The 15,226-nt window shown below is 51.9% G+C and carries 13 protein-coding genes; 6 read left to right on the top strand and 7 right to left on the bottom strand.

Going from position 1 to position 15,226, the window contains the following annotated elements; genetic code table 11:
- Positions 1–38 precede the first annotated feature (38 nt).
- The 4 genes from QN378_RS05835 to QN378_RS05850 all read right to left on the bottom strand — a co-directional run bounded on the left by QN378_RS05835 (position 39) and on the right by QN378_RS05850 (position 4,350).
- Positions 39–872 (bottom strand): carbohydrate ABC transporter permease, encoded by an 834-nt coding sequence (locus QN378_RS05835; RefSeq protein ID WP_322203310.1) that lies wholly within the window; start codon positions 870–872, stop codon positions 39–41.
- A 10-nt stretch (positions 873–882) separates the two neighbouring features.
- Positions 883–1,815, bottom strand: coding sequence for a sugar ABC transporter permease (locus QN378_RS05840; protein ID WP_322203312.1), 933 nt, complete (start codon positions 1,813–1,815; stop codon positions 883–885).
- A 77-nt stretch (positions 1,816–1,892) separates the two neighbouring features.
- Complete coding sequence (locus QN378_RS05845; RefSeq protein WP_322203314.1) at positions 1,893–3,203, bottom strand: sugar ABC transporter substrate-binding protein; 1,311 nt, start codon at positions 3,201–3,203, stop codon at positions 1,893–1,895.
- A 241-nt stretch (positions 3,204–3,444) separates the two neighbouring features.
- Positions 3,445–4,350 (bottom strand): AraC family transcriptional regulator, encoded by a 906-nt coding sequence (locus QN378_RS05850; protein WP_322203317.1) that lies wholly within the window; start codon positions 4,348–4,350, stop codon positions 3,445–3,447.
- Between the two features lie 233 nt (positions 4,351–4,583).
- Here QN378_RS05850 and cobF point away from each other — a divergent pair, with 233 nt between their 5' ends.
- Positions 4,584–5,342, top strand: coding sequence for a precorrin-6A synthase (deacetylating) (gene cobF, locus QN378_RS05855; protein ID WP_322203319.1), 759 nt, complete (start codon positions 4,584–4,586; stop codon positions 5,340–5,342).
- Between the two features lie 368 nt (positions 5,343–5,710).
- Here the strand turns inward: cobF and QN378_RS05860 are convergent, their stop codons facing one another.
- From QN378_RS05860 to QN378_RS05870, 3 genes are all read right to left on the bottom strand, one after another.
- Positions 5,711–7,015, bottom strand: a complete 1,305-nt coding sequence (locus tag QN378_RS05860) for a glycosyltransferase (RefSeq protein ID WP_323546252.1) — start codon at positions 7,013–7,015, stop codon at positions 5,711–5,713.
- 123 nt (positions 7,016–7,138) lie between these two features.
- Positions 7,139–7,657 carry an Hcp family type VI secretion system effector gene (locus tag QN378_RS05865; RefSeq protein WP_322203322.1) on the bottom strand — a complete coding sequence of 173 codons (519 nt, stop codon included), beginning with the start codon at positions 7,655–7,657 and terminating at the stop codon, positions 7,139–7,141.
- A gap of 291 nt (positions 7,658–7,948) precedes the next feature.
- Positions 7,949–8,317 (bottom strand): response regulator, encoded by a 369-nt coding sequence (locus tag QN378_RS05870; RefSeq protein WP_323546249.1) that lies wholly within the window; start codon positions 8,315–8,317, stop codon positions 7,949–7,951.
- A 272-nt stretch (positions 8,318–8,589) separates the two neighbouring features.
- Here QN378_RS05870 and QN378_RS05875 point away from each other — a divergent pair, with 272 nt between their 5' ends.
- From QN378_RS05875 to QN378_RS05895, 5 genes are all read left to right on the top strand, one after another.
- The gene (locus QN378_RS05875) at positions 8,590–12,078 is read left to right on the top strand and encodes a response regulator (protein WP_322203326.1); all 3,489 of its coding nucleotides are present in this window, start codon (positions 8,590–8,592) and stop codon (positions 12,076–12,078) included.
- A 65-nt stretch (positions 12,079–12,143) separates the two neighbouring features.
- Complete coding sequence (locus QN378_RS05880) at positions 12,144–12,965, top strand: protein-glutamate O-methyltransferase CheR (protein ID WP_322203328.1); 822 nt, start codon at positions 12,144–12,146, stop codon at positions 12,963–12,965.
- Positions 12,965–13,579: a chemotaxis protein CheB gene (locus tag QN378_RS05885; protein WP_322206862.1), complete on the top strand. Its 615-nt coding sequence runs from the start codon at positions 12,965–12,967 to the stop codon at positions 13,577–13,579. The genes QN378_RS05880 and QN378_RS05885 overlap by 1 nt, the downstream gene beginning before the upstream one ends.
- Positions 13,573–14,754, top strand: a complete 1,182-nt coding sequence (locus tag QN378_RS05890; protein WP_322203330.1) for a hybrid sensor histidine kinase/response regulator — start codon at positions 13,573–13,575, stop codon at positions 14,752–14,754. Before QN378_RS05885 ends, QN378_RS05890 begins: the two co-directional genes overlap by 7 nt.
- A gap of 89 nt (positions 14,755–14,843) precedes the next feature.
- Entirely contained in the window at positions 14,844–15,221 is a 378-nt protein-coding gene (locus QN378_RS05895; RefSeq protein WP_322203332.1) for a response regulator, read from the top strand.
- Positions 15,222–15,226 lie beyond the last annotated feature (5 nt).

A 15,226-nucleotide genomic window follows, 5' to 3' on the forward strand; every position in this document is an offset into this window, starting at 1 on the left:
GGCCTCCGTTCTGCTCTCGTTAAAGAGGCTGAAACTATCTATTTGACGGCGCCGAAAGACAGGCCGCGAACCAGTTGTTTTTGGCTGATCCAGCCGAAGATCAAGATTGGCGCACAGGCTAGGGTCGAGACCGCAGAAAGCTTGGCCCAGAACAGCCCTTCAGGGCTGGAGTAGGAGGCGATCAGGGCCGTCAACGGCGCCGCGTTTGATGAGGTCAGGTTCAATGACCAGAACGCTTCGTTCCAACACAGAATCAATGACAGCAGCGCCGTGGACGCCAGTCCGCCTTTGCAGATAGGAACGAGAACGCGGAATATTTCTTGGGCGGTGGTAGCACCATCCAAGCGCGCAGCCTCAAGAATATCCGGCGGAATATCCTTGAAATAGGTGTAAATCATCCAAACCACAATCGGCAGGTTGATCAGGGTGTAGATGGCGATCAGCGCAAAGCGTGTGTCCAGCAGGCCGAAGGTCTTGGCCAGTAAGTAGATCGGCATCAGCACACCCACGGGCGGCAGCATTTTGGTCGAGAGCATCCACAGCAGCGTGCCTTTAGTGCGCTTGGTCTCAAAAAAAGCCATGGAATAAGCCGCTGGAACAGCAACCAGCAAACAAATGAGGGTGGCGCTGAAAGAAATGACGATCGAATTCCAGGCGAAGTGGAAGTAATCACTGCGTTCCTGGATATGGATGTAGTTTTCCAGCGTCGGGGTGAAGAAGAACTGCGGCGGCGTGGCGAAAGCATCAATCTCGGTTTTGAAACTGGTCAATACCATCCAAAAAATCGGGAAAAAGATCAGTGCTGCAATCGCCCAGGACAGGGCGCCCAGCAGCACGCTTTGCAGGCGGCGGGATTGTTTGAGCGTCATCATGGCAGGGCCCTCATGACTTGTCGGTGAGGTTTTTACCGATCATCCGAATCAGGATAATCGCGGCAATGTTGGCGATGACTACGGCAATCAAGCCGCCGGCCGAAGCCATACCGACGTCGAACTGCAGCAGAGCCTGGTTGTAGATCAGATAGGCAAGGTTAGTCGACGCATAGCCCGGCCCGCCGTTGGTGGTGGTGAAGATTTCGGCAAATACCGAGAGCAGGAAGATCGTCTCGATCATGATTACAACGGCAATCGGTCGCGCCAGATGCGGCAACGTCAGGTGCCAAAAGATCGCGATAGGACCGGCGCCATCCAAGCGCGCAGCTTCTTTCTGCTCCTGATCCAGCGATTGCATCGCGGTCATCAGGATCAAAATGGCGAACGGCAGCCATTGCCAAGACACAATGATGATGATCGACAGCAGCGGGAAGTGAGCCAGCCAGTCCACCGGCTGCGCGCCCAAGACCCTCCAGAGCGCTGCGAGAATTCCCGACACGGGGTGGAAAATCAGATTTTTCCAGATCAGGGCGCTGACCGTCGGCATGATGAAAAACGGCGAAATCAACATCACACGTACGATGCCGCGACCGAAAAATTCGCTGGCCTCCAATAAAGCGGAAATCAATACGCCGAGAACGACACTGATCGCCAGCACGCTGCCCACCAGCAACAAGGTGTTGGTGGCGCCAGGGATAAACCCGCTGTCGGTAATGAAATACGTAAAGTTTTCCAGCCCGACAAATTCATGGTCGCCAGGCGACAATAAGTTGTACCGAATTGTGGAGAAATAAACGGTCATGCCCAATGGCACGATCATCCACACCAACAACATCAACACAGAGGGGCTGACCAGATACCAGCCCGGTTTAGTCAGACGGCGTTTTGCTTTGGGGGGCGGGCTGGATGTATCCAGACGAGGATTGATGGCAGAAGTATTCATGGTGACTCCGAAACTCGGTGCAGCCTGGACAAGGTGCCGAGCAGCGCAACGCTGCTCGGCACTGGCAACATTTGTGACTATTTCTTCGGATAGCCCGCGCGCTTCATGTCTCGCTCGGTAGTGGTCTGTGCCGAAGCCAGAGCAGCATCCACCGTGCTGGAGCCGACTAACGCTGCCGAGAACTGTTGCCCAACGGAGGTACCGATCGCCTGAAACTCTGGGATGGTCACCAACTGAATGCCAACGTAAGGCACCGGCTTAAGCGTCGGTGTTTTTGGTGTGACCGCTTTCAGCGATTCCAGGGTTATTTTGGCGAAGGGTGCCGCTGCCATGTACGCATCGCTATAGGTCGATGCACGAGTGCCAGGTGGAACGTTGGCGACGCCGTCAGTCTTGGCCACTAACGCTGCGTATTCCTTGGAGGTTGCCCACTCGCTGAAGGCTTTGGCGTCCGTCTGGTTTTTTGCGCTGGTCGGGATCGCCAGTGCCCAGGAGTACAACCACGCCGATCCTTTGTCGGTGACCTCGTGCGGTGCGTAGGTGAAACCTACATTGTCAGCGACTTTGCTTTGGGTCTTGTCGGTCACGAACGAACCGGCAACGGTGGCATCAACCCAAATAGCGCACTTGCCGCTGTTGAACAGCGCCAGGTTTTCGTTGAAACCGTTGCTGGAAGCGCCTGGAGGGCCCGAATCCTTCATGGTTTTAACATAGAAATTCAGCGCATTTTTCCACTCAGGTTGGTCGAACTGCGGTTTCCATTGCTCGTCGAACCAGCGTGCGCCATACGAGTTGGCAATGGTGCTGATCAGCGCCATGTTTTCGCCCCAGCCTGCTTTACCTCTCAAACATATGCCGTACTGCTCTTTGGTTTTATCCGTAAGCTTGGCTGCGAACCCGGCAATTTGAGTCCAGGTTGGGCGCTCAGGCATGGTCAAACCTGCAGCCTTGAACAAATCGGTGCGGTAATAAGTCATCGAGCTTTCAGCGTAAAACGGCAGGGCAAAAAGTTTGCCATCGACCGACAGACCATCACGTACTGATGGGAACACATCATCCAGCGCGTAACTGGCTGGCAAGTCTTTCATTTCTTCGAGCCAACCTTTTTGGCCCCAGAGTGAGGCTTCGTACATGCCGATAGTCAGCACGTCGAATTGTCCGCCCTTGGTAGCGATGTCAGTTGTAAGTCGCTGGCGTAGAACGTTTTCTTCCAGCACAACCCAATTTAATTTAATGTCTGGGTGTTCTTGCTCGAAGGTTTTCGAGAGGCGCTGCATACGAATCATGTCACTGTTGTTGACCGTAGCGATGGTCACAGTGCCAGCAGAAGCGATGCCGCTGAGTGCCAGGCAGGTGCTTGCAAGTAATAGCTTTGCGGGGGTTTTCATCGATTAATCCTCATCCGCGCCCAGTAGGCTACAGAGGGTCAGTTATTGTTTTTGTAGCCTCCAGAGGTAAGGAAGGCTGTCTACTAATTACAACGGTCTCGGCGTGCAATGACAAATCCTGCGCAGCACTCAAACTAATACTATTTTGCACTGAGTGTGTAACTGTAAAAGCACCGAAGTCCCGTCGCTGCATAGCATAGAGCGGTTTTGAAATTTTTGACGAGAGATGAAGAGGGGTGATTCAGTATCGGTTTTGTTCCGTTAGGCGTTGCACGGCTAATCGACGATAGTGCGAGGGAGTCATGCCTTTGAGCTGCTGGAAGCGGCGATTGAAGTTCGAAATATTATTAAATCCAGACTCGAAACAGACGTCGGTCACGGGCTTGTCGCCTACTGCCAGCAGCTCGCAGGATTTGCTGATACGCAACCGGTTTACGAATTCCACAAAGCAACGGCCTGTGGCTTGCTTGAACACTCGTGAAAAATACGTTGGTTTCATACCTAGGTATTCGGCCACTTCTTCAAGTGGTAACTCGCGTGCGTAATGGGCAAATATATAGTCGACGGCCCGGTTAGTTCGGTCGACGCTGTGTTCATCTGGCAATTGTGGCGATTTGGTGCCCGACAGCAATTGAATATCATCGCTGGCCGCCAGCAACTCCAATAAAATGAAAAAATGCCCCAAGCGGCTGATACCTTTGCTGTCGGCAATTTTTTGCATCAGCTTCATGGCCAGACGGATGGTTCGCTTACAGCGGAATTCGATCCCATACTGGGCCCGCTCCAGCAGAGGAGCCAGGGTTTTGAGTTCGGCAAATACCAGGTTGCCGCTTTCAAATAATTCATCGGTAAAATTCACCAGCATGTCGCGCTTGGGTACGACTTCGTCCTCGTCGACCTGGCTGATCCAGTTATGCGGCAGGTTAGGACCTGTCAAAAACAAGCTTTCAGGGTAGAAATTGCCTATGTAATCGCCCACAAAAACTTTCCCTGAGCTGGCGACGATCAGATGCAGCTCATATTCCTTGTGAAAATGCCAACGCACCAGCGGGCATGGGAAACCATGTTCGCGATAGATGATCGACAGGCCGTTATGGTCGTCCATGAGCTCATAGGATGGGTCGGTAATTCTTGTTGTTCTTATCATGTGTAGTTCGTCGCAGTGATGTATCCGTCAGGCAAGTATTACTTCAGCCCGTCCCTCGCGCCAGGAATGCGGTGCGACTTTGACGACAATTTGTACGTCTTGACCCAAACGTGCAAGGCAGTCGATCATTTTTGATTCGTCAATGCCGCAAAATTTGCCCCTGTTTGCTTGCCCCGCAACGGGTGTTCACTGTCTATAGGCTTAAAGCACGCGTCATTTGGAGTGGTTACTTAATGAAAAAAATCCTGCTGATTGGTATTGGTGCCGGGCACCCGGAACAGATCACGATTCAGGCGGTGAACGCGATGAACCAGACGAATGTGTTCTTCGTGCTCGATAAGGGTTATGAAAATGACGATCTTTTGCGTTTGAGGATGGATATATGCGAGCGCTACATCGCTCACGATAATTACAGGATTGTGCAAGTGCAGGACCCAGTGCGGCTGGAAAATCTGGGGTCTTATGAAGCGGGCATTGAAGTCTGGCATGAGCAGCGAGCGGTGCTGTTCGGGCAACTCATCGCCGATGAAGTGGGCGAGGGTGAGGTGGGTGGTTTTTTGGTGTGGGGCGATCCATCACTCTACGACAGCACCCTGCGAATCCTTGACCGGGTCTTGGCACGCGGTGCTCAGCCATTCGATTATCAAGTCATTCCCGGGATTACCAGTGTGCAGGCACTGGTTGCTCAGCATCGTGTGCCGCTGAATCGTATTGGCGAGCCAATTCACATCACCACCGGACGCCGATTAACGCAGCAAGACGCCCACAGCATCGAAAATGTGGTGGTGATGCTCGACGCCCATTGTGCCTTTGATCGCCTGACCGACAGCAATTTGCACATTTATTGGGGGGCGTACCTGGGCACGCCGGATGAAATCCTGATCTCGGGACCGCTTAATGACGTCAGCGCTGACATCAAACGCGTCCGTGAAACGGCCAGACGCGAAAAAGGCTGGATCATGGATACGTATTTACTGCGCAAACCTTGCTGAGCGCGCTCCTGGCCGTGATGGCAGTACCTGTGGCACCGTAATTGAAATTTCCAAAATCTTCGTAGCTTCGGGATATCTGCTTGTAATCCCATGGCCCCCGATTCGGACCTGTGTAGAACCAAGAGTATAAAAAAGCTGCTCCATTAGGAAAATAGCTTCTCTGGCGAGCGGCTGTGTAAATATCGGAGTCCACTGATTCGGTTGGAGGGGAAGCTGGCATCGGCATGGGTATCTATCCTTGGATTGAAAACCTCAAAACTTTATCAAGCCAAGATATTCGAGACTGCACTTCACCTGAGTTTAGGAATACTCCTACATTTGAAGCTGCGATTTCGCACGTAAGTCAGCCTCAAACACCGCCATCAAATTCAATGAGCGTTCCGATTCTTCGCCTCAATCCACTGCGCCATGTACTGGGTACTTTTGTGAAGGTGATGACGGAGCATGGCGCCGGTAAAGTTCTCTGAGCGCTGTTGTTGCAGGTTTTTTCGACACTCTTCGATGCGGGTTATCAAACTAGCGCAGTGTTGCTGATGGCGATAACGCGCAGCCACCAATGCCCAACCTTTTGCCTGCGCTACGTTCCATAGAGTTTCATCGCGATACAGTTCGACGGCGGCAGCGGCAATCTCGTTGGCGCTGCTGGCGACTGCGCCGGGCCATGGCAGTTCGCCGTGCATGGCCTCGGCGCCAATGGGCGTGGTGACGCTAGGCGTGCCGCAGAGCATGGCGTCGAGGAGTTTGCCCTTGATGCCGGCGCCAAAGCGCAGGGGTGCCAGGCAGATGCGGGCGCCGGACATGACTTCCAGCGCATCCTCGGCCCAGTTCATCACATGAAAACCCTGCGCAGCATTGTGCAGGGCGGTGGCTTTGGGTGGGGTGTAGGCGCCGTAGATATGCAGTTGCGCAGACGGCAGCTGTTGGCGAATCAATGGCCAAATTGCAGTTTTCAGCCACAGCACCGCGTCCCAGTTAGGCGCATGCCGGAAGTTGCCGATAGTGAGGAAGTGCGCACGTTCATCGAACGCTGGCCCTTGGCTGGGAATGTCAGCCAGCATGAACGGGCACCAGTGCAGCAATGATTGTGGAACATTTAAGTGATCTGTAAGCAGGTCGATTTCTACGTCGGAGATGATCAGGTTGAGGTCAGAGCGATAAAGCGAGGCGATTTCCCGTTTAGCGACGTCACTGTCCGCCATCGGTTGCAGAATGCCGTGGGAAAGAGATCCGAAAAATTCAGTTAAATCATCAGGCTCTGAGTTGTTCTTGAGGTGATCTTTGAGCAGCTGATGACGTGCGTCGCGTAGGCATTGCAAGTCGGCGGTCTCTAAAATCCGCAGTGCATTCGGACAGTGCTTCTCAACGCGCCAGCCGAATTGCTCCTCCATCATGAAGCGATCAAACAATACGATGTCAGGATTAAGCTCGGTGATAAATGTATCGAAGCTGCTGTTGTTGAGCTCGATCGTGATTTCACAAACGCCCAGCGCCGAAAGATCAGCTTTGTGCTCACCTGCAGCAGCAGGACTGGTGAAGGTGATCTGCCAGCCTTGCTCCAAAAAACAGTCGATGATTTGCATCATGTGCCCACTGGCTGCCGAGGAACGCGGTTCGGGCCAGACATAACCGATGATGAGCACGTGCGTGGGAGTGCTCGGCTGGTACAGGCTCATGTGGAAGACTTCTTTTGATCAGAAGGGGCAATTAAACCACAGGGCGCCAGGCGCATAGGAAGAACCGCGTGACAGTAAACAACGGCCAGGGAAGCCTGCCCGTTGTTTATTACGCTAGAGAGGTTAGCCCGCGACGGGGATGCGCCAATCATCTGAACCTGAAGTGCCGCTGACTTCGTGTGTCCAGATAATTTTGCGGTAGGTGAAGTAAACGTCTTCAAGGTGGGTGAAATGCGACTGGCTTGGGTCTTGGCAGTTCGGCATCCGCGAGTTGACGTCAACAATCAGAGCGTCTTCCAGCTCGATAGTGAAGTAGTGCTCCTGGGCGCCGGACGCTGAGGTGCGAAACCACTCCAGACGGCATTTGGTCAGCATTTCGCCAGTAGTCAATGCAGTAAAAATCAAAGGCGAGGATTTGTCGAATACCTTGGTGATCATCAGCGGTTTATGTACACGCTGGCCAGTGGGTTGGCCGGACTGAGGGTCGCGCGGGATAATAATTTGATGGGCGAAGGCTTGTACCAGGATTTGGTCTTCATGACCTTCTTGGTAGATGTTGCCAACCGAGGGGGCCGTGAAAGTACCTTCGGTGATCAGACCTTGCTTGGTGCCTACGATGGTTAAATAAGCGGGTGTTGGCATGAAACTCTCCTGGTTTATAAATATGCAGTTCACATCGACACATACACATGCGTCGCGGAACTGGTCTTCATCAAGAGTCATGCCATAAATAAAATATCGAACAAAAACAATAGGCTATGCGATTTAACTCATGTGTATTCAAAATAAATAGCGGTTAGTGCTTACCTGCTGTGCAGGTCATTGCGCACTTGAGCGCTTGATTTTGCGCAGCATCCCAAGGTCTTGGTCAGCTGGAAACAACTCATTTTTAATGAATGGGGCGCAATCCCGCGTTGTGCAACACGTTGCGCATCAATGGGTAGGGCTCAGAATTTTCCTGACCTTATCGCGCAGTTGGTCAATCGAAAAAGGTTTGCCGATGATGTGCATGCCTTTGGGCACGTCAATGTTCTCCGAATAACCACTGGCGAACAAGACCGGCAACGCCGGGCGCAATGCCAAAGCAGCATTGGCAAGGTCAACGCCCTTCATGTCGGGCAGACCCTGATCGGTCATAAGTAAATCAAAGGTTTTTTCAGGATCACTCAGCTGCTCAAGAGCAGATTCAGCGTCAGCTGCTTCGAATACGGTGTATTTCAGCTCCTCCAGCACATCAACAATCAACATGCGCACAATGTGATCGTCTTCCACTACAAGGATGGTGCTGGCGCCTGTGGACATGAAGTACTCCTTGGAATGAAAGCGGGAAAGATGGCTGATTGTCTCTGTACAGCCTGATCATCAGTGAGTAAAAAGTGACGACAAGTTCAATATTTGCCAAAAATCTATTCAAACGAGTGTTTTTTTGAGCCTATTCTAATCAGAACGGCGAATCAACACTGCATGTGCCCGCTATGTACCTGAATTTTTTTATTTTTTATCTAAGATATCGGGTCTTTTCGTGATGTTTGCGGCAGAATCTGCGGTTTCGATGAATTCGCCCGGGCCTCCTGATGAACCATCCGTCTTCGATTGACGAGCAACACTTTCGCAAAATGTTAACCCGAAATATCAGTTTACCTTTAGGCGTAGGGGTCCTGAGCGCCGTATTTTTTATCGTTTTAATTACGTATTTATTGTCAACAATTCAATGGGTTGAACATACCGATAGGGTCATCAACAACGCTAACCGCTCTTTAAAGCTGTCGGTGGACATGGAGACCGGGATGCGCGGTTTCCTGTTGACCGGCGATGAGCATTTTCTAGATCCCTATGAGGTCGCTAAGCCTGCAATAAGCAATGAGCTTAAAGGGCTTGAGGAACTTGTCGCCGATAACCCTCCTCAAGTTGATCGTTTCAGGCGCCTGTCTGCTCTGCAGAACGACTGGAATGATTTTGCCCAGGAAATGATCAATCTACGCCGCCAAAACGGAGACTATCAAAGCGCCATCCGAGCTGGGCGCGGCAAGCGGTTGTCCGACGAAATTCGCACTGAATATGAAGTTGCGGTGCAGATGGAGCAACAGTTACGTACGTCTCGCAATGAAGATGTCACTCGCACGACGATCCTGACTGTCAGCCTTTACCTGATTTTTGTCTTGTCCATCAGCGGACTCGTAGCCTTCGTCGGTCGACGCGACATGCTTATGTTATCGGGGAGTTATAGCGATAATTTGAAACTGCAAGAAGACCACGCGTTACGCTTGCAGCATGTCGCTTGGTTGCGCAACGGTCAGAGCGAGTTGGCTGAGCAGGTGCTCGGCCAACTAACGCTAAATCTTTTGGGTCGAAACGTGCTGCAGTTTTTCGCTCAGTTTCTGGGGACAGCCGTCGCAGCGATGTATGTTCGTCAGGAGAACGGAGGGTTTCGACGCATCGCTTCTTATGGTTTTTCCCGCGAACAAGAACAGCATGAACAGTCTATCTACAGCGGCGAAGGTGTGATCGGTCAAGCGGCCCAGCAGGATAAGATCATCACGCTGGACGAGGTACCACAAGACTACTTTAAGGTCAGTTCCGGGTTGGGCGAAGGTTCGCCACGTAGCGTCATTGTTGTTCCGACCAGCAACGATGATGAGGTCAATGGGGTAATAGAACTCGGTTTCTTGCGTCCGCTAACCGAGCGTGACGTCGAATTTATGCAGGTGATTTCCGATAATATTGGCACCTCTATTGAAGCTGCGAGGTATCGGCAGCGGTTGCAGGAAGTGCTCGCGCAAACCCAGCAGTTGAATGAAGAATTGCAAGTGCAGCAAGAAGAGCTGAAAACCGCCAATGAAGAACTTGAAGAGCAGTCAAGGATTCTTAAGGAGTCCCAAGTTCATTTAGAGACCCAACAGGCAGAGCTGGAGCAAACCAACGAACAGTTGGCCGAGCAAGCCCAAGCCATGGCGGATCAGCGCGATGCGCTAGATCGCAATAACGAAAAACTGAACAATGCTCAAGTTGAACTCGAAGCACGTGCCCATGAGCTGCAACGTTCCAGCAAATACAAATCAGAATTTCTCGCCAACATGTCCCACGAGTTGCGTACGCCGCTGAACAGTTCGTTGATTTTGGCAAAGTTGCTGGCGGAAAACCCCACGGAAAACTTGACTGCGGAGCAGGTTAAATTCGCCGAGTCTATCTATTCGGCTGGCAACGATTTGCTGAATTTGATTAACGATATTCTCGATATTTCAAAAGTCGAAGCCGGCAAGCTGGACATGCGTCCGGAAAACACTAGCGTGGCGCGTTTGGTTGAAGGTCTGCGGGGGATGTTTCAGCCTCTGGCTAATGACAAAAAGCTCGATTTCCAGGTTGAATTGCAGGCGGGGGCGCCAACGATGCTATTCACCGACCGCCAGCGCCTGGAGCAAGTTCTGAAAAACTTGTTATCGAACGCGGTCAAATTCACCGAACGCGGAAGCGTCAGCTTGATCGTTTCGCGCCAGCCTGGTGAGGGCATTACGTTTACGGTGCGCGATTCGGGGATCGGTATTGCTGAGGAGCATCAAGAGAGTATTTTCGAGGCCTTCCGTCAGGCTGACGGCACCACGAATCGACGTTATGGCGGCACGGGCCTGGGGCTATCGATTTCGCGCGACCTTGCCGGTCTATTGGGTGGATCAATTACTGTCACCAGCGCTCCCGAGCAAGGCAGCATTTTCACATTGGTGCTGCCAGAGCAGTATGTCGAGCAGGTCCAGCTACAATACGGCGAGCAGCCAGCGGTGATTCCAGTGCCCCCCTTGCTGCCGGTGATCGTTCCGGCGACCGCTCTCGTTCAAGAGCCGGTAGCGCTGTTTGCCGATGATCGACATAACGCCCCTTTCAAATCTCGATGCATTTTGGTCATCGAGGACGAGGTCCGTTTTGCGCAGATCCTGTTCGACTTAGCGCACGAACTGGGATACCAGTGCCTAGTGGCTCATGCCGCCGATGACGGTTTTAACTTGGCGGTGCAATTTGTCCCCGATGCGATTTTGCTGGATATGCGCTTGCCCGATCACTCAGGTCTCACGGTCTTGCAGCGTTTGAAAGAGCTGGCGCCTACCCGACACATACCGGTGCACGTGATATCGGTCGAAGATCGGCAAGAGGCGGCCATGCACATGGGGGCGATCGGGTATGCGGTTAAACCGACAACCCGCGAGGAGCTTAAAGACGTTTTTGCCAAGCTCGAAGCCAAGTTAACCCAGAAGGTCAAACGTATCCTGTTGGTTGAAGACGATGCCTTGCAGCGAGACAGTATTGCCCGCCTGATTGGGGATGATGACATCGAAATAACGGCCGTTGGCTTTGCTCAGGATGCGTTGTCACTGCTTCGCGACAACATCTACGACTGTATGATCATCGACCTCAAGCTCCCGGACATGCTGGGCAATGATTTGCTCAAGCGTATGTCAACCGAAGACATCTGCGCATTTCCACCCGTCATCGTCTATACCGGCCGAAACCTGACCCGAGATGAAGAAGCCGAGCTGCTCAAGTATTCACGCTCAATCATTATCAAGGGCGCTCGTTCGCCCGAACGCTTGCTGGATGAAGTGACGTTGTTTCTGCACAAAGTGGAATCTAAACTCTCCAACGAACGCCAGAAGATGCTCAAGACCGCGCGCAGCCGCGACAAGGTGTTCGAGGGGCGAAAAATTTTGGTCGTCGACGACGACGTGCGCAATATCTTCGCACTGACCAGCGCCTTGGAGCATAAAGGCGCCGTGGTTGAAATGGCGCGTAACGGTTTCGAGGCCATCAAAAAACTGGGCGAAGTGGACGATATCGACTTAGTGCTGATGGACGTGATGATGCCGGAAATGGATGGCTACGAAGCCACGATTGAAATTCGCAAAAACCCACGCTGGCGAAAACTGCCAATCATTGCGGTCACCGCCAAGGCGATGAAAGACGATCAGGAGCGCTGCCTGCAGGCCGGTTCCAATGATTATCTGGCCAAGCCTATCGACCTTGATCGACTCTTTTCGTTAATTAGGGTGTGGCTGCCGAAAATGGAACGTTTCTGAACGGAACGTCTGCGATTTTGAGACCACTAAGTTGACTCTCAGACTTGAGTATCCGGATTTGCGCCATGCCTCATGAACGGAATGCTGAAATTGAATTGCGTCTACTGATTGAGGCCATTTACCTCAAATATAGCTATGACTTTCGCGATTATTCCGGTGCTTCAGTCAAGCGACGGGTCAACCATGCATTGATCCAGTTCGGCTGCAAAACCATTTCGGCGTTACAAGAAAGGGTGCTGCATGATCCGACCGCATTTCTGCAATTGCTGCAGTATCTGACGATTCCTGTTAGCGAAATGTTTCGCGACCCGGCGCATTTTTTAGCCATTCGCCAGGAAGTCGTGCCGCTACTAAAAACCTATCCGTCTATTAAAATCTGGATTGCGGGCTGCAGCACTGGCGAAGAGGTTTACTCCATGGCCATTTTGCTGCGTGAGGAAGGCTTGCTTGAACGAACCATAATCTATGCCACTGACATTAATCCCCGCTCGTTGGAAAAGGCCAAACAAGGCATTTTCGCTTTAGAAAATATTCGGGCGTACACCGAGAACTATCGAAAGGCCGGCGGCGAGCAGATGTTTTCCGATTACTACACGGCGGCGTATGATTACGCGATTTTCGACAAGACCTTGCGGGAGAACGTGACGTTTGCTGACCACAGCTTGGCCACTGACAGCGTATTTTCAGAAACTCAGTTGATTTCCTGTCGGAACGTACTGATCTATTTCAATAAAAAATTGCAGGACCGGGCGTTCGGGTTGTTCCATGATTCGCTGTGTCATCGCGGGTTTCTAGTGCTGGGAAGTAAAGAGACGCTCGACTTTTCGGGGTATAGCAAAAGCTTCGAGGCCTTAGTCAAACAGGAACGGATCTACCGTAAATCATGATGATCCATGAGAACGCTCTATCGGTTTCAGGCGGACCGCTGCCCATTGTTGATGCGATTGTCATCGGTGCATCGGCAGGTGGAGTTGAAGCCTTGCTAAAAATTTTTTCTGCGTTGGCACCCGGTTATGGTTTGCCGATCATCGTGGTATTACACCTACCCGATGAGCGCCGTAGCCGCCTGGTTGCGGTGTTTCAACAGCACCTAGAGATGGAGGTTAAAGAGGTCGCTGATAAGGAACTTATCGCGTCCGGCACGCTGTATTTCGCCACTCCCGGTTATCACGTGTCAGTGGAACGTGATCTCAGTTTTTCGCTGAGCCTTGAAGATCGTGTCCATTATTCTCGCCCCAGTATCGACATTCTTTTTGAGTCAGCCGCCGACGCGTATGGACAACGCCTGGCCGGGATGTTGCTCACCGGGGCTAACGCTGATGGGGCTCGCGGGCTGGCACAGATTAAACAAAGAGGGGGTTTTACGGTGGTTCAAGACCCTAAAACCGCGCAGGCGTCCGTTATGCCCAATTCCGCCCTGGCGCTGAGCGTGCCGGATCGCATTCTCTGTTTGAGTGATATCGGTCAACTGTTGGTCGAGCTGGAAAGAATCGCATGCTAAGTGAAGTACAAGCCAAACTGCTGATCGTTGATGATCTGCCAGAAAACCTGTTGGCCCTTGAAGCGCTGATCAAGCGCGAAGACCGAGCGGTCTATAAAGCCTTGTCTGCCGATGAGGCGCTGTCATTGCTGCTACAACATGAATTTGCGTTAGCCATTCTTGATGTCCAAATGCCGGGAATGAACGGTTTTGAACTGGCAGAACTGATGCGTGGCACCGAAAAAACGAAAAACATTCCGATCGTCTTCGTTAGCGCCGCCGGCCGTGAGCTGAACTATGCATTCAAAGGCTACGAAAGTGGAGCTGTAGATTTTTTGCACAAGCCGCTGGATATTCACGCAGTGAAAAGCAAGGTCAATGTATTCGTTGACCTCTTTCGGCAACGTAAAGCCATGAAACAACAGGTCGACGCTCTAGAACAAAGCCGCCAGGAACAAGAGGCTTTGCTCACAGAACTCCAGACCACGCAGAATGAGTTGAAGCATGCTGTACGAATGCGCGATGACTTCATGTCGATTGTTTCTCATGAGGTGCGTACGCCGCTGAACGGATTGATTCTGGAAACCCAGCTGCGCAAGTTGCACTTGGCTAAAGACAACACTGCAGCGTTTACCCTGGATAAGCTGCGGGCGATGGTCGACCGGGATGAGCGGCAGATTCAAAGCCTGATCAGGCTCATTGAAGACATGCTTGATGTATCGCGTATCCGTACCGGAAAACTATCGATTCGTCCTAGTCGATTTGATCTGGTGCAACTGGTCACCAAACTGCTTGAGAATTTTTCTGCCCAAATTGCCGCTGCTGAATCCATCGTGTCACTGACGGCGGGTTCACCCGTCGTAGGTACATGGGATGAATTTCGTATCGAGCAAGTGGTTGCTAACCTGCTGACTAACGCATTGCGCTACGGAGCGAGAAAACCCATCAGCGTTAGCGTTTATAGCCAGGACGGGCAAGCGAGGGTAGAGGTTCTGGATCAGGGTATTGGGGTCAGTGCAGAAAATCAGAAGCGGATTTTTCAGCAATTCGAACGCGTATCGGCTAAACACGCTATAGCCGGTTTGGGTTTGGGGTTGTTCATCTCAGAACAGATTGTCACCGCACACGCGGGCACAATTACTGTTGAGAGTGAGGAGGGCGCTGGAGCTTTGTTTCGGGTCAGTCTACCGCTGTGATCAACGGTGAGAATTGTCCGACGGACAACGCAACCTCTGTCGTACTCTAGGGTCGTAATGGCAGCTAACCAAAGGCTTAAGGCATACCCATGAGTTCTGATGCAGAAAATGTCGTACTTATTGTCGAAGACGAGCCGCTGATTTTAATGCTGCTCGCCGACTACCTATCTGGGGAAGGTTATAAAGTTTTGCAAGCTGAAAATGGGGAGCAAGCGTTCGAAATTCTGGCGACTAAACCTCATTTGGACTTGATGATTACCGATTACCGCTTACCGGGCGGTATATCCGGTGTGATGATCGCCGAACCTGCGGTCAAGCTGCGACCTGAACTCAAAGTTATATTCATCAGTGGTTACCCTGCTGAGATTACTGAGTCTGGAAGCCCCATTGCTTTACGAGCACCGATCCTGACCAAGCCCTTTACTATGGAACGGCTGCATAGCCAGATTAAAAGTTTGTTGATTTAAGTTGA

Source organism: Pseudomonas sp. 10S5 (assembly GCF_035019745.1).
Lineage (GTDB): Bacteria > Pseudomonadota > Gammaproteobacteria > Pseudomonadales > Pseudomonadaceae > Aquipseudomonas.